The organism is Hirschia maritima DSM 19733 (assembly GCF_000378345.1).
In the GTDB taxonomy this organism is placed as follows: Bacteria; Pseudomonadota; Alphaproteobacteria; order Caulobacterales; family Hyphomonadaceae; genus Hirschia; species Hirschia maritima.
The window spans coordinates 118457-132625 of the sequence record NZ_KB899545.1 but is presented as its reverse complement, the minus strand read 5'-3'; the positions used below and the strand labels follow the sequence as shown (position 1 = coordinate 132625).

Here is a 14169-nt window from a genome sequence, read left to right as displayed (position 1 = left end):
AGCAATTCAGGTTAAGCTGCCCCAAACAAAAAACGAGGAACCCCACATGAGCGCGAATGAATTTGTTTACACAATCTACCTAGACGCTACGCCACAAAAGGTTTGGGATACAATTACTGAACACGATGGCCCGCGTGATTGGTGGTCCGATACTCACATGCTCTCTACGTTTAAATCTGGTTCAACAATTGTATTTCGTCGTTCAGGAAATGATGATGTTCAAGGTGAAATCCTAGAATCCGAAGCGCCACATAAACTCATTCACACATTCCGCGTTGGTGGCCATGGCCCGATGCACCATGAAGGCGTCTCTCTAGTAACGTTTGAAATTAACACAAATGGCCCTTCGACAATGCTGACTGTAAAACATCAGGGTTTCCCTGAGAATTCAGCAGTCCTTAAAGGTGTCTCCAAAGGTTGGCCCGCAATTCTTAGCTCAATGAAATCATTCATAGAGACTGGTAAAGCGCTACGTTATGCTGATTGGGGTGATCGTATTGAACAATCCAAAACGGGCGCAACTGAAAACGCCTAAGTAACATTTGATATCGGTGTTGTGCGTGCCTTGATGCGCACAATGCCTTTAAAAGTCTGTAGATCTTTCAACATCAAAGTGTCTGAAAACACGCTATGGCACCAAGACAACCGATGTTGAGGCAGAACCAATAGCGGGCGATCAACCAGCTTCCTCACAAGCCCAACAGCTTCGCGTGCACCTTCTCGTCCACGCCATCGCGTCATTACTTGCAAATCAATCAGGTGATCTAACAATTTCACATTTTGAGCCTCAACATTCGTTACCTCATGCCGCGTGACTACTAGATAAGGGTAAAGTGGATTTACGCCACCTAAATCATCGAAAATGCGTGGCTGCGCCCCAAAGACTTGCTGCATATCCGCATCGGCTCGCAAATGTCCAAGAATAGCATCTAATAATTCGCTCTCAGCACTCATAACGAAACCCTCCGCCAAGGTGCCAGCAATGCCGCTACATCGGTGGATAAATCCTCGCTTGAGTTTGTCCGCGAATAGCTCTCTGCCGCCAGTAATTTCACAGCCAATTTCAAATCAGCGGGCACATAACCTTCATCCGGTCCAAAGCCAGCGATAAGTGAAATCTCAAACCCATCCTGCGCAATCGGCAAAATAGTCCCACGAAACTTCAACCTATCTGGGTTGCCCTTTTGCAATACAAATCGCGACGTAAAGTCTTCCCCATCAATCATCACCGATTGAATGGAAGAAACTGGCCCAATCGGAAGCTCCAATGTCCGCGCCTCCAATTCATTTGCCGGCCAGCATGACAGTTCTAGCTTTACAGTGCGCTCCACGAGGCGAAGTCCAGTTTCAACTTCCACACGCGCCCGCGCAGAAGAAATAAGGGAGGATACTTTCGTATCCTCCCCCTCATAATCAATCCGCAAGAAAGCCTTACCCGCAGCCAAAGCCACAGGCTCGCCCACTGGCGGTACCAGTGTCGTTATTTTCATTTAATTGTCCTTGAGTTTGGCCCTGTCAAATCGCTCATCATAGGTGTTGTTGACAAGTAACTCGAACACAGTTGTATAGAATCAGGTCCAACAAATTTAAGATGAAAGGACCTAAAATGTCAGAAAAGAAAAAAAGGGCGAAAAACTATTCGCCTCCCCCAATCTGGTTTAACTGGCTGTCTTCAACCTTAGGAATGAGCTGGGGAGTTTGGAAATGGTTCAAAGAGCTGCTTTAAAACGTCATCACTTTGATCGCGTCAAAATTCTGCACACCACCGCCCACGCGCTTCGTTGTATAAAACAGCACATAAGGCTTGGCAGAATATGGATCACGCAGCACGCGCGCGCCTTGACGATCGACAATCAGATACCCTTTGCGGAAGTCCCCAAAAGCAATCGCTGCATTGCCCGCTGCGATGTCGGGCATATCTTCAATCTCAGTTACCGGATACCCCAGCACTGTAGATGCTTCTCCGCCGATACCTGGACGCCATGCATATTGCCCACTACTATCCTTCAGCTTGCGCAATGCCGATAGCGTACGACGGTTCATCACAAAGCGCCCATTCGCACGAAATTGCGCCTTAGGTGCGTAGATTAGGTCAATCAAAGCATCGGCGGGTGCCGTACCAGCAAACGCCCCTGTACCACCGGATGCAACTGATCCAATTTCGCCCCACACAGCCGCCCCATTATCGGTGATTGTATAATCCAAAAGCCCCTTTGGTTTGTTCGCGCCATCGCCATTGATAAAGGCCGCACTTTCCTGCGCTGAAAAAGCAGCTTCCACTTCATCAGCCAACCATTCATCAATATCAGCATAAGCATCGTCTAGAAGGGTTTGTGTAGCCGCTGGCATAGCGTACAGTTCAGCCGCTGGAAACTCCAGCAAATCCAACGTTGGTGCCGTTGTTTCCGTGCGCGCACCTTCTTCGCTCGCCCAAGCGCCTTGCGTACCCAGCCCAACCGGCTTTTTAAACACCATTGCTGATGTCTGACGCACCGCCGCTATCTGTCGCATAGGACTAGATGCTGTTAAGCGTGCTTCAATCAACCTATCCAACTCGGCAGGTGCTACATACCCGCCCTGCGCATCCGTGGCCTGCGTTAGCGCTTTTGTGTCCAATCGCGCCAAGCCAGAATCATCTCCCGAACGTAGATAACCATCCCACGCAGATTTGTGCTCAGTGTTTGCCACATGCTCCAAACCGTTTTTGCCAACTGCTGGACGTGCTGCATCCAAACTGAAACGGTCGAGACGGTTTTGTTGCTTATCAAGGGCTGCTTCGATCCGCCCAAGTTTTTCATCAAGGAGTGGATCGGCTGCGCCACGTTTTTCAATCTCTGCCAAACGCGCATCATTTACCTCCTTAAAGTCTTCAAACGCTGTCATAATTTGAGCGGAAACAGCGCGCAAATCATCATTTGCACCCGCACTCGCGGCTGCACCCATTTTTGTTTCCAATGTCATTAAATTTCCTTGTCGTCACTAAAGACATTACCTAAAGTTGCCGCTCACAAACAGAAGCAACTAAAGAACCTAAGAGCCTAGTCTCTTTATCTAAAAAGAAGAAACCATGTTCTATTATGTAATTCTTCACGGGTACGATATTCATATTCCTGAATTAGGTGAGAATGACACGCCCGTAAAAGAAAATTGGATCTGCGGTTTCATCAGATCTGAAAAAGTTGTTGCCTCTTCAGCCAACAGAGCCATCTTGCAAGCAAAAGCCAAAACACTCGCGGCATGGGATAAGCAAAAGGTCGAAGAGTCAAATATAGGGAATGCGCTGCAAATTGAAGTTGAGCAAATACAAAGACTAAATTTATTCGAGTATATAAAGTCATTTGGTACTGGCTTCATCTTTTATCCAAAATTTGAAAAGGAAGAATGAAACGAACCCAATGTTTAATTTTCTCTTCCTGACAGCATGCGTTCACCTAGTGCTAACCCGCCGCCAATCACCGCAAATCCGAGCGCAAGCACTGCCAAAGCCCAAAATATCTTACCAATTAGTGATAAAACGATCCATGCGCCTACGAGCGCCAATGCCCCCATATAAACCTGCTTTTTGGTAACTGAGAATTTCATGCTTCCTAGCTGAATACCGATCCGCTTTTTGCCTTTGGGAAACACCCGTAAAATTCGTCTACGCAGCAAAAAAAGTACGATCGCTGCTAAGCCTAAAAAGAACACAAGTTTCAGGTTAAGCCCCATCAATTGCAGCACAATCAAACCGATCAATGCTGTTGGCAAAACTATACGCCAATTCGCGATCAGGAATGACCAATCATACTGCTTCTTAGCTGGCATATTTGTAATTCCAAGCTTGGGTTAACCAATCCCTCTTCACTCTCACGATTTGGGTTATGCAGCAAGCTTTGCATGCGCACCAATTACATGAAACCGCGCCTTAGGGGCCATTGGCGTTGTTACCAATGAAACTTCGCGCAATTCGACAGTATTCAAGCGCCGCCCCGACACACCATCTGGTCGCCAACCACCTGCGATAAAGCCAATGGACAATCCATCAAGCAAGTTATTCTCAACCAGTTTTGTAGCCATTCTACCTGCAGGCAGGTTTGGGTTGATTAAACCACGGACAAACAGGCCTTTCCCGTCCTCGTGAATACGTGTCCACTGTCCCGCTATTTTGCCGCCCTTATGTTGCAGCAACATGGGTATGTTTGCACCTCCTTGTCGCTGCAATGACTTAGCAAAAGCACCGGCCCGCACGATATCTCCTGCCAAATCTGGTTGGCCGAATATACTGGCATATCCTTCAATCAAAACAGGTGCTTTATTCATCCAGACTCACCTTTTGCTCGATGCGATCAAGTTGACGGCGCGCGGCTACCATTTCAGCTTCTAAACGCGCCAAACGCTCGGCAACTGGCCTTTGTTGCTCAAGCCGTGTTTCCACTGTTTTTAAGCGTTCAGCCGCAGCACCAGCCCACATAAAAGCACCGACCAATTGCAACCCGATGGTCAGCAAAACGCCAATTGTTAGTTTACGATCGAAACTCATGAATTGCTCCCTTGCTTTAATGGAGCCAGCCCAGCAATTTCCCGTTTTTCATCATCGGTGAGATAGCTTGCATTTTCCAGCCTTGCCCACAGCGCATCACGCTCCGATGATAACGCCGAAATACTGTCAAGATCAGGTCGCAACTCGACACGCTCAGGCGCGCGGATAGACAGCCAGTTTGACAAACTACGCCCTGCCTTCTCAACAAGCGGAAGCACCGTCAAACGCCAGAAAGCGATATTGGCTTCTTTATAATTTGAATACGTATTATCGCCCGGTATCCCCAGCATCATGGGCGGTACACCAAAGGCCAACGCAATCTCGCGCGCAGCATCATGGCGGGCGGCGATAAAGTCCATGTCGTTAGGCGTCAGCCCCATAGGTTTCCAATCTAAACCACCCTCAAGCAACATTGGACGCCCCGCATTGCTCGCGCCCGTGTGAGCTACCTCAAGCTCTTGTTTTAGCCGCAAAAATTGCTCAGGTGTTAAACGTTCACCGCCCTTACCATATATCAAAGCACCCGAAGGACGTGCTGAGTTGTCGATAAGCGCCTTCGCCCAACTTGCTCCAGCATTATGAACATCGATGGATTTACCTGCCGCTTCAAGCGGAGACAGGCCTTCATAGTCGTCCAAAGGATGGAATAGCTTGAAGTGTAATATCGGTGACCATCCATCCGCTTCTCGCATAAATCGGTGCGAGGCACGATCTACTTTGTAATTCCACCCTAATGGCCACCCATGCTGCCCTGCTATTGGGCTCATACGATCAGGGCGCAAAGCATAGATTTGGCGAGGCATTTGGTATTCTTCACCATCATCCAACACCACGCCATGCAGGTAAGCATTCCCATTGGTCTGTAAATGACCATAGAAAGCCTCCAGAAGCTCAATGCCCGATTGTTCAGGGTTAGGGTGCTCCAGCAATGTTAAAGCATCCTCAGCGCCTTCATTTACGCGCCACCGCACACCTGCCGCCGCTTCGGCAATCAAACGCACGCATCGATAGCCAACCGCGTTATGTAACATGCCCTCGCGGGTTAGCGATGCTTTATCCCGCGTCCAGCGCGCATTGCCCAGTTGCGACAAGGCAACAAAAGGCACACCTGAAGCCTTCGCCTCACGCGTTTTCCATGGAAACATACGTCTCCCTCCAATTTTAGGTTTTTAAGATTTCTAGGAAACTGACACTAGCGAGATATCTGAAACTATTGAGAAGGCTCTAATTGTCAGAAGTGCATCTGACCATGAAGAATGCTCAACAGGCAACTCGACTACATCTTCATTTCCTAAAGCTGATTTTGCCAACTTAACAGAATTCTCTATTGTTTTATTTTCTCTTATAGCTTTCACAATAATGTCCGCACTTTTTTTAATATGTTGAGTAAAAGGTTGCCCCTTATTCTCGCTTCTTTGTGCAAGGATTTTCGATAAAGGTGGGCTTACAATCTCAACAGGCTCGGAATGCCCCATCGAGATGTTTCCAGCTTCAGCATAGGTACATTTTGTATGCCCGGATAATTTTTCTGCACTTATTATATTACTACTATCAATTATTTCTTTATTTCTTTTCTTCTCCATCAATTCATCTAGGGTATTAAATGCAGGAGAAGCATAAACAACTGCAGCTCTACCTTTTGAAACAACCGCCAATTTTTCCAATAATTCTTGTTGATGCGGAGTTAATGTGAAGCGGTAATAACTTCTTTTCCAGTGCTCCCACTGACCGGACCGATGCCCAGACAAATATTCAGGTCGTTTAAACTGTATGAACAAATTAAATTTCATATTGGGCAGAATCTTATTTAGCCCTCGACCTAAGTGCTTTTCCAAATCCCCCCTTAGAACACCGTTACTTAAACATCTAGATGACATGCGAGGGAAGTGTGGATGCCATAAGTTGTCATTCAAGTGTACAGAGGAGTCGAAACCCAATATCTTTTCATCACATTGGTCTGGAGCAAACAGTTCATCTGTATATTGCCCTATTTCGATATTAAAATGCTGTTCGTATGATTTTTCTTTTATATCAATTTTATAACAAGGACTCATTAATCCCCCCAACTAAACCCGTCTCACACGTGGTGGTAGCATACTCTTCTCCAACATCAATATCGTCATTGCCCAAACGAGTGCGTCAACGCGGTCTGGTGAGCCGCTGGAAACGTCAGATCCGAATAAGCACATTTGATCTTCCAGCGCTGGAAATGTTCCCGCATGCGATATCTTGTCTTGCGCATAGAGTGCTGCCACGGGAGCAGCACGCGCAGCTTTGTTCAACCTAGCATGCACTAGCCTTATAGGTGCTGTGCATCCCGCTGTTTCCAGCACATCGCGCACCATTTCACCGCCTTGATTGGCCTCGGCTATGATTTCTGCGCCGCCATATTCATTTGCCAGACTAGAAGCTCGCCCTGCCCAATCTAGCGGACGCAATCCCTGGACAGAAGCATCTGCCAAAACCACGCCTTTACCCTGAACGGTAAGTCCAGCAGCGATAATCCCACATGTATCTGCATTTACGCCTTTGCTTGCAGGTGGATCAATCGCCACGACAATACGTTGAAATTCACTATCTTTATTAATAGTACGGTTAGTTTCTATTTGTGAACGCAGCCATAAAGCCCCTTTTGGATCATCGATAAGCTCGCCATCAATTTCCTGCCGCCCAAGGCGCGTACCGCAATATGTATTTTGCACAGCCTCCAGAAAGCTTGGCGATAAATTGTCCTTATTCGCAAATGTATTCGCGCGTGTTATCACCACATTATCAGCTTTCACCAATTTGCGGATTAATTCTGTAGAACGCGGCGTCGTTGTTGCGCAAATTTGCGGATTATCGCCCAAACGCAAACCAAACATCAGCATATCCCAGCACTCTTGCGCCCTATGCCAAGCACCGATCTCATCGCCCCATGCCGCATCAAATTGAGGACCACGCAAACTGTCAGGATCTTCAGCTGAAAATACAAACCCTTCTGCGCCATTGGCCCACTCCAATCGACGCCTAGACGGTGAGTATTTAGGCTGTTCATCATTGGGGCCAATATTGCGCAAACCTGATGGCCCTTCAATCATCACTTCACGCACATCACTAATCGTCGGCCCGATCAAAGCAATACGTCGCTTCCCATGCTCAAAAACCTGCTCTCTGACCCATTCAGCACCTGCCCGTGTTTTGCCTGCGCCGCGACCGCCCATGTAAAGCCACACACGCCAATCCGTGTCGGAAGGTCGCTGCCCTTCATGCGCACGATACCACCAATCATGATCGAGTGCCTGCGTCGCCCTCTCGTCCTTCAATAGGGACGCCAGCGCTGTCAAAAGCGGCTTTCGTTTCTTCGGGTCCGACAATGTTTTCAAGACGCTTGATAAGCTCGGCCCGTAATTCTTCCACATTTTCAGGCTCGGTAGCTCGATCTTGCTGCTTGTCATGCATTGCTTTCCCCACTGTTTTTTCTTGTCCCCACGCCATCACATCATGATAAGTTTTCAGAAAGTGATTGATAGCCTTTAACCGCTTCACACAATCATCCAGCTCACCACGTTCCAGCTCGGTTTGCGCGGCAAACAAAACGCGTTTGATTTTAGGCTTTAGAAGTTGTTCAAGCGTCTCTGCACGTCGCCAACCAAATTGCTTTTTCCAAGCTGATATCCGTTGATATGACACACCATATTTATCAGCCATCTCCACGCTTGGTAGGCCAGAAAGATAATCATACTCGCGCAAAAGCCAGTCAGGATGATCCAACTTTTCCATAATCTGCTCTATTGTCTGAAGGTTTTCTGTCAGTTTAGCCAATATAGCGAGGCTTTATGTTGGGTCGGATTATTGTTATACTTTAGTGCATAACCAACTGAAACAACTCAAAAATTTTGTATACCTTCAGAGGATTGGCACGAACCTATCCCAAAATTCAGCATATAGCTGCACACAAACGCCATGAATCACGTTTAGCTAGGCAAATATCTTGACCAGATATAAACCTTACCGCGCTAGAGAAAAAACAATTGCGGGTGAAACAAGAGACTTTTTATGGCGGGCTATCGCGCAGACAAACTGGCGGCTGAAGACAAAAAGCGGTCTGATCTACTCAAGTGGATCGGGATCGGCGCTTTGGGTGTAATCATCACAATCGCGCTCTCAATGCTGCTATTGTGGAATGCACTATTTGCCCAAATGCCAACTCTGCCATCCAAAGATCAGCTATGGTCGATGAACCGCGAACCCGCCATCGAATTTGTGGATGAGAATGGCAAAACAATAGCCATCCGAGGGCCAAGATATGGGAATGTCATTGCGCCAGTAGATCTGCCGCCTCATGTCATTCAGGCATTTCTATCAGTTGAGGATCAGCGCTTTTACAAACACACAGGTGTTGATAATTGGGCAATTTTACGTGCAGCGCTTGCAAATTGGCGCGCCGGTGAAACAGTGCAAGGTGGCTCCACACTCACCCAGCAGCTTGTTAAAAACCTCTTCCTCACACCAGAGCGCACATTACGCCGCAAAGCCCAAGAAGCTCGCCTCGCCTCTGAGCTAGAGCAAATGCTCTCCAAGGAAGAAATATTAGAGCTTTATATCAACCGCATTTTCCTTGGCGCACGCAGCTTTGGATTAGACGCCGCTTCACAAACCTACTTTGGCAAATCCCCCAAGGAACTAACTGTTGCAGAAGCCGCTTTAATTGCCGGATTACCTCAAGCACCTTCTCGCTATTCGCCGCGTAAAAATATGGAACTTGCGATTGAAAGACGTAACACTGTCATCAACCGCATGGAGCGCAATACATTCATCACGCCTTCAATGGCTGAACGCGCAAAAACTGAACCCATCACTTTGATTGAAGAAGAATATGATCCGCGCATTGGATATTTCCTCGATGCCGCAACAGAACAAGCGCAAAAACTCACCGCTGGCAAAAATGCACCTGATATGGTCATCACGTTATCTGTTGATCTGGATTTGCAAACTCAGGCATCAGACATTTTAAACGCCAAGCTTGATGAAGTCGGCGAAGACAAACAAATCGATCAAGGAGCCATCGTCATCATCAGCAAGGATGGGGGCGTGCGCGCGCTTGTAGGTGGCCGTGATTATGCCGACAGCCAATTTAACCGTGCGACACAAGCCATGCGCCAGCCCGGCTCGGCGTTTAAAGCATTCGTCTTTGCCGCCGCAATGGAAGCAGATCTTCACCCCTATTCAATCCGCTATGATGAACCCGTTTCAATTGATGGATGGAAACCTAAGAATTATGGCGGCGGCTATAAGGGCGCGATGACTTTGTCTGAAGCCTTTGCAACATCAACAAACACGATTGCAGCTTCACTAGCTCAAGAAGTCGGCATGGAAAGCGTTACCAGCCTTGCCGCACGCTTTGGTGTCTCAACGCAAATGTCGAGCTACCCATCCGTCGCACTTGGCTCAGAAGAAATCCCCCTCCTCGATATGACACGCGCCTATGGCGTGTTCGCAACCGATGGAAAGATATTCAAGCCTTGGCTAATTAAGCAAATTCGCACATCGCGCGGCGAAGTCCTATTTGAGCAAGAACCAATAAAGCCGATGAAGATATTTGGCGACAAACGCAATCGCGAGATGATCAGCATGATGAGCCGCGTGGTGGTGGCAGGCACAGGAAAGGCGGCACGGTTAGAAGTTCCTCCCGCACCTTTGCCAGAAGGTTCGCCCAAACCAATCGCCGCGCCAAAAGTCTATCGCGATGTCGCAGGTAAAACAGGCACCAGCCAAGATTGGCGCGATGCCCTCTTTGTTGGCTTCACTGCCGACTATATTGGCGGCGTCTGGGTCGGCAATGATGACGACACCCCGATGAAAAAAGTCACGGGCGGAGAAACACCCGCAGAACTCTGGCATGACGTCATGATGCTAGCTCATGAAGGCCTCCCCGCCACGCCTCTACCGGGTGCAGAAAAAGCCATCACAATCAGCGCCGTCGAAGAAGAAAAACTCGCCTACTACCGCTCCCTCGCCAGCGCATTTGCATCGGTGGAGAATAGGTAGAGTTAAATTCTGACTGGGGGAGTAACGCTTGAAAGTTCCAACAAATCCAAAATTGATTATTGCCGCAATACTGGTTTTGTATGGCGTTCTGTCCACTTTCAGGTTTTCTCCCGTCACGAATTTTTGTTTGGCTAAAGCCAGATATTACTCAAATGAGGAAATTAACGAACGCATATTGAAAACCATGCATAGCTTCGAAAAAAACGAGTTTCCTGATTATGAGTTTTTCAAAGAGCAAGCTGTAAATATTGTGTATTCAAGAGATCATTTTGATGGCTCGATTAGAGCAACTGTAACTGTTGCGGAAGTATGTTCGTATCTCAGATGGGGGCTCGGTAACGGCAAATTCCCCGCAACAGACTACCACTTTTCATCCGACAGATGTGGAAATGTAAAACAGTCAACTTCGGTGATGGGAAGTTTAAAGAAATTTGATGAAGAAATATTGGTCAAATACATGCAGGACCGTGGTCTTTCCTGCAACCACTAAACATCCTTCTTAAAACTAAGTGACACCCAGCTAACTCCTCGCTATACCGCGTGTCATGTCTCAAGCTCCTATTGCCACTCTTCGTGATGTTCAGCTAACGCTGGGCGGCGCGCCTCTATTTACTGGTGTTGATCTTTCCCTATATGCAGGCGAGCGCATTGCGCTGGTTGGCCGCAATGGCGCAGGTAAATCCACGCTGATGCGTATCTTTGCAGGCGCTCTGGATGCGGACTCAGGCGAGGTATGGAAACAACCTGGCACAAGCCTGCAATTCCTGAATCAGGAGCCTGATTTTTCCAAATACAAAACAGCTTTGGACTATGCCGCTGCCGATCTGGAAGAAACTGAGCTTTATCTTGCCGAAACAGAGCTAGACATTGCAGGTCTGGCGCATGATGTGGATCCATCCACACTTTCGGGCGGACAAGGCAAACGTCTCGCCCTCGCCCGCGCCTTTGCGTCCGATCCAGATATTTTATTGCTTGATGAGCCAACCAACCATTTGGATGTCGATGCCATTGAAGAATTAGAAGGCCGGATCAGTAGTTTTCGAGGCGCAATATTACTGGTCAGCCACGATCGCCGCTTCATGGAAAACACGACCACCGCCACAGCTTGGCTTCGACAAGGCGCTGTCCGTAAATTGGATCGCGGGTATAAGGCTTTTGATGATTGGGCTGAAAAAGTTGAAGCTGAAGATGAAAAAGCACTCGACCGTTTGCAAACAAAGTTAAAAGCAGAGCAACGTTGGCTGATGCGCGGTGTCACAGGACGTCGCAAACGTAATCAGGGCCGCCTGTCCAAAGTTAAGGACATGCGCAAAGAACAAGCAGAACGCAAGCATAACCTAAACCAGTCCAATCAAACAGCTTCAATCATCTCAAATGATGCTGCTCCTTCCTCCAAACTCGTGTTTGAAGGGATCAATATCCAAAAAGCTTTTGACACCCCTAAGGGTAAAAAGATCATCGCCAAAGATTTCTCGATTAAGATTATGCGCGGTGCCCGTATTGGTCTTGTTGGCGGCAATGGTGTTGGAAAGTCTACTCTCCTCAAAATCATGCTTGGAGAGATAAACGCAGATGAAGGTTCAGGCCGAATTCGCATCGCCAAAAACCTGCAAATCACTTATCTCGACCAAAACCGAAACACACTCAAAGATGAAGACACGCTTTGGGAAACACTCGCCCCTGATGGCGGCGACCAAATTATGGTGCGCGATTATCCACGCCATGTCGCGTCCTATGCAAAAGACTTCATGTTCGGCCCCGAACAATTGCGCCAGCCCGTGTCAGCTCTTTCAGGTGGAGAACGCAATCGCCTGACACTTGCCATAGCTCTTGCTAAAAGCTCCAATCTTATGGTGCTAGACGAACCAACCAATGATCTGGATATGGAAACGCTGGATCTGTTGGAAGACATGCTTATGGACTATGATGGCACGCTCATTATTGTATCCCACGACCGTGCATTTCTTGATGGCGTTGTCACATCTGTTCTCACACCGGAAGGCAATGGTGAATGGCTAGAAACGCCTGGTGGATATTCTGACTATCTGATCCAGCAGAAAAACCGCGCTTCCGCTAAGAAAAAAGCCTCAGAAACTAAATCAGCAACAGCGAAGTCTGCCGATACTTCAAAATCTAAACAACAAACAAAACTGACTTTTAAAGACCAGCACAGATATAATGAGCTAGAAAAACTCATCCCCTCTCATGAGAACACAATTGGTGAGCTTGAGACAGCTTTGGCAGATCCAGAATTGTTTTCAAAAAAGCCTGAAGAGTTTAACTCTAAAGCAAAGCAACTTGATGAAATGCGCGAAGAATTAGAGGCCTTTGAAATGGAATGGCTTGAACTCGAAGAAAAACGAGAAAACCTGGGTTAAGTAGATCAATTGCAACCTGCAGAACAAATTCAATTAAAAAATCGCCTTCCGCTGTAAACCATGAGGTTTTTCCCACCATTTATTAACTCCTTTTAGGTATGAATATATCCGACTATTCATCTAAAGGGGCTTCTGAATGTCTGTTGATCACTCGAAATTTGCCAAACTTATGGATCTGGCAAAAGAAACATCTAGTGAAAAACGTCGCGATCTATTACGCGAAGTGACTGATGTCTTTTTTGAAGATGATAAAAGTGAGCGCAGCGAAACTGAATGCGCCATGTTTGATGAAATCATCGGTGCAGTTGCCACGGATATGACCGAGCAAGTTCGTATGGAATTATCCCGTAAAGTTGCGGTTTCCAAATCTCCTTTACGCAAAACAGCGCGCCGCCTTGCAACAGATTCTATTCGCGTTGCTGCTCCGGTTCTTCGCAAGTCAAAAGCCCTGACTGAAGACGACCTTGTGCACATTGCCAACAATGGTTGTCAGGATAAGCTGATGGCTGTGTCTAAGCGTGAACACCTAACATCACCGGTCTCAAAAGTTCTAGTAAAGAAAGGTGAGGACAAAGTTGTTGTCTCCCTTCTCGAGAACGAAACAGCACAAATTGACCGCGAGACTTATGAAGAAGTTACTGAACGCGCCATGACAAGCAAAGTGCTTCAGGCTCCTTTGGTGAAAAACAAGAATGTCCCGCTCGACTTGCTAAACGATGTCTATCAGGTCGTGGAAACAAAGCTTCGCGCCCAGATAATGCAGAAATTTGAGTCTGTATCAGAAGCTGAATTAAACGCAGCTCTCGAAGCTTCTAAAAAACGCTTGAACGTAGCTTACGGAAAAGCCCCAGAAGACATAGACAAACAGAGAAAATGGGTTGAGGCCGAGATTGAAGCCGATCGCCTAACTCCCCCTCACCTTGTGCAACAATTGCGCAATGGCGAGCGTTCACGTTTTTACGCAAGCTTTTCTTATTTCACTCAGGTGCCATTGGATACAATCCTGCGCATAACCGATCAAAAGGATGTTGACGCTATGGCAATTCTTTGCCGTGCAGCACACTTCCCTAAGGCGCTATTTTCAACACTTGCTATGCAAATTGTGGGCGGTGAAAACGGTGTAGCAAAAGCCAAAGAATACTCCGATATGTATGACGAAGTACCATTGGCAGCTGCTCAACGCGCAGTGCGGTTCTGGAAAGTTAGAAATCAAGCTGAAGCTACAGCCGCTTAAATACTTTC

16 protein-coding genes are annotated in these 14169 nt (G+C 47.4%); 6 read left to right on the top strand and 10 right to left on the bottom strand.

The features are described 5' to 3' along the window. Positions 1-46: 46 nt before the first annotated feature. Entirely contained in the window at positions 47-535 is a 489-nt protein-coding gene (locus F551_RS0105980) for an SRPBCC family protein (RefSeq protein ID WP_018996586.1), read from the top strand. On the opposite strand, the gene F551_RS0105975 is transcribed toward F551_RS0105980, so the two are convergent. From F551_RS0105975 to F551_RS0105960, 3 genes are all read right to left on the bottom strand, one after another. Next, on the bottom strand, positions 532-954 hold the full coding sequence (locus tag F551_RS0105975) for a DUF3168 domain-containing protein (protein ID WP_018996585.1): 423 nt from the start codon (positions 952-954) through the stop codon (positions 532-534). The genes F551_RS0105980 and F551_RS0105975 overlap by 4 nt on opposite strands. Further along, complete coding sequence (locus F551_RS0105970) at positions 951-1490, bottom strand: head-tail connector protein (RefSeq protein WP_018996584.1); 540 nt, start codon at positions 1488-1490, stop codon at positions 951-953. Before F551_RS0105970 ends, F551_RS0105975 begins: the two co-directional genes overlap by 4 nt. A 232-nt stretch (positions 1491-1722) precedes the next feature. Then, positions 1723-2961 carry a phage major capsid protein gene (locus F551_RS0105960; RefSeq protein WP_018996582.1) on the bottom strand — a complete coding sequence of 413 codons (1239 nt, stop codon included), beginning with the start codon at positions 2959-2961 and terminating at the stop codon, positions 1723-1725. Positions 2962-3067: 106 nt separating this feature from the next. Here F551_RS0105960 and F551_RS0105955 point away from each other — a divergent pair, with 106 nt between their 5' ends. Then, complete coding sequence (locus F551_RS0105955) at positions 3068-3385, top strand: hypothetical protein (protein WP_018996581.1); 318 nt, start codon at positions 3068-3070, stop codon at positions 3383-3385. 14 nt (positions 3386-3399) lie between these two features. Here F551_RS0105955 and F551_RS0105950 read toward each other — a convergent pair whose 3' ends face one another. From F551_RS0105950 to F551_RS0105920, 7 genes are read right to left on the bottom strand one after another with little or no spacing between them, the layout of a single operon-like run. Next, a complete protein-coding gene (locus F551_RS0105950; protein WP_018996580.1) occupies positions 3400-3804 on the bottom strand; it encodes a hypothetical protein in 405 nt (134 codons plus the stop codon). 54 nt (positions 3805-3858) lie between these two features. Continuing rightward, entirely contained in the window at positions 3859-4299 is a 441-nt protein-coding gene (locus tag F551_RS0105945) for an HK97 family phage prohead protease (protein WP_018996579.1), read from the bottom strand. Beyond that, the gene (locus F551_RS0105940) at positions 4292-4519 is read right to left on the bottom strand and encodes a hypothetical protein (protein WP_018996578.1); all 228 of its coding nucleotides are present in this window, start codon (positions 4517-4519) and stop codon (positions 4292-4294) included. The genes F551_RS0105945 and F551_RS0105940 overlap by 8 nt, the downstream gene beginning before the upstream one ends. Beyond that, positions 4516-5664: a phage portal protein gene (locus F551_RS0105935; RefSeq protein WP_018996577.1), complete on the bottom strand. Its 1149-nt coding sequence runs from the start codon at positions 5662-5664 to the stop codon at positions 4516-4518. The genes F551_RS0105940 and F551_RS0105935 overlap by 4 nt, the downstream gene beginning before the upstream one ends. Before the next feature lie 33 nt (positions 5665-5697). Beyond that, positions 5698-6573 (bottom strand): hypothetical protein, encoded by an 876-nt coding sequence (locus F551_RS0105930; protein WP_018996576.1) that lies wholly within the window; start codon positions 6571-6573, stop codon positions 5698-5700. A gap of 12 nt (positions 6574-6585) precedes the next feature. Beyond that, positions 6586-7824 (bottom strand): DNA-packaging protein, encoded by a 1239-nt coding sequence (locus F551_RS0105925; protein ID WP_199285683.1) that lies wholly within the window; start codon positions 7822-7824, stop codon positions 6586-6588. Further along, on the bottom strand, positions 7787-8281 hold the full coding sequence (locus tag F551_RS0105920) for a hypothetical protein (protein WP_018996574.1): 495 nt from the start codon (positions 8279-8281) through the stop codon (positions 7787-7789). Before F551_RS0105920 ends, F551_RS0105925 begins: the two co-directional genes overlap by 38 nt. Positions 8282-8557: 276 nt before the next feature. On the opposite strand from F551_RS0105920, the gene F551_RS0105915 reads away from it, so the two are divergent. The 4 genes from F551_RS0105915 to F551_RS0105900 all read left to right on the top strand — a co-directional run bounded on the left by F551_RS0105915 (position 8558) and on the right by F551_RS0105900 (position 14161). After that, complete coding sequence (locus tag F551_RS0105915; protein ID WP_018996573.1) at positions 8558-10549, top strand: transglycosylase domain-containing protein; 1992 nt, start codon at positions 8558-8560, stop codon at positions 10547-10549. A 28-nt stretch (positions 10550-10577) separates the two neighbouring features. Continuing rightward, on the top strand, positions 10578-11039 hold the full coding sequence (locus F551_RS0105910) for a hypothetical protein (protein ID WP_018996572.1): 462 nt from the start codon (positions 10578-10580) through the stop codon (positions 11037-11039). 55 nt (positions 11040-11094) lie between these two features. Next, positions 11095-12927, top strand: a complete 1833-nt coding sequence (locus F551_RS0105905; RefSeq protein ID WP_018996571.1) for an ABC-F family ATP-binding cassette domain-containing protein — start codon at positions 11095-11097, stop codon at positions 12925-12927. 136 nt (positions 12928-13063) lie between these two features. Further along, positions 13064-14161, top strand: a complete 1098-nt coding sequence (locus F551_RS0105900) for a DUF2336 domain-containing protein (protein ID WP_018996570.1) — start codon at positions 13064-13066, stop codon at positions 14159-14161. Positions 14162-14169: the final 8 nt, after the last annotated feature.

Excerpts from the sequence above, each read along its gene's own strand:
- F551_RS0105945 (WP_018996579.1), bottom strand. The coding sequence starts at position 4,299 with ATGAATAAAGCACCTGTTTTGATTGAAGGATATGCCAGTATATTCGGC.
- F551_RS0105980 (WP_018996586.1), top strand. The coding sequence starts at position 47 with ATGAGCGCGAATGAATTTGTTTACACAATCTACCTAGACGCTACGCCA.
- F551_RS0105930 (WP_018996576.1), bottom strand. The coding sequence starts at position 6,573 with ATGAGTCCTTGTTATAAAATTGATATAAAAGAAAAATCATACGAACAG.
- F551_RS0105955 (WP_018996581.1), top strand. The coding sequence starts at position 3,068 with ATGTTCTATTATGTAATTCTTCACGGGTACGATATTCATATTCCTGAA.
- F551_RS0105900 (WP_018996570.1), top strand. The coding sequence starts at position 13,064 with ATGTCTGTTGATCACTCGAAATTTGCCAAACTTATGGATCTGGCAAAA.
- F551_RS0105975 (WP_018996585.1), bottom strand. The coding sequence starts at position 954 with ATGAGTGCTGAGAGCGAATTATTAGATGCTATTCTTGGACATTTGCGA.
- F551_RS0105970 (WP_018996584.1), bottom strand. The coding sequence starts at position 1,490 with ATGAAAATAACGACACTGGTACCGCCAGTGGGCGAGCCTGTGGCTTTG.
- F551_RS0105920 (WP_018996574.1), bottom strand. The coding sequence starts at position 8,281 with ATGGAAAAGTTGGATCATCCTGACTGGCTTTTGCGCGAGTATGATTAT.
- F551_RS0105950 (WP_018996580.1), bottom strand. The coding sequence starts at position 3,804 with ATGCCAGCTAAGAAGCAGTATGATTGGTCATTCCTGATCGCGAATTGG.
- F551_RS0105905 (WP_018996571.1), top strand. The coding sequence starts at position 11,095 with ATGTCTCAAGCTCCTATTGCCACTCTTCGTGATGTTCAGCTAACGCTG.
- F551_RS0105940 (WP_018996578.1), bottom strand. The coding sequence starts at position 4,519 with ATGAGTTTCGATCGTAAACTAACAATTGGCGTTTTGCTGACCATCGGG.
- F551_RS0105915 (WP_018996573.1), top strand. The coding sequence starts at position 8,558 with ATGGCGGGCTATCGCGCAGACAAACTGGCGGCTGAAGACAAAAAGCGG.
- F551_RS0105960 (WP_018996582.1), bottom strand. The coding sequence starts at position 2,961 with ATGACATTGGAAACAAAAATGGGTGCAGCCGCGAGTGCGGGTGCAAAT.
- F551_RS0105935 (WP_018996577.1), bottom strand. The coding sequence starts at position 5,664 with ATGTTTCCATGGAAAACGCGTGAGGCGAAGGCTTCAGGTGTGCCTTTT.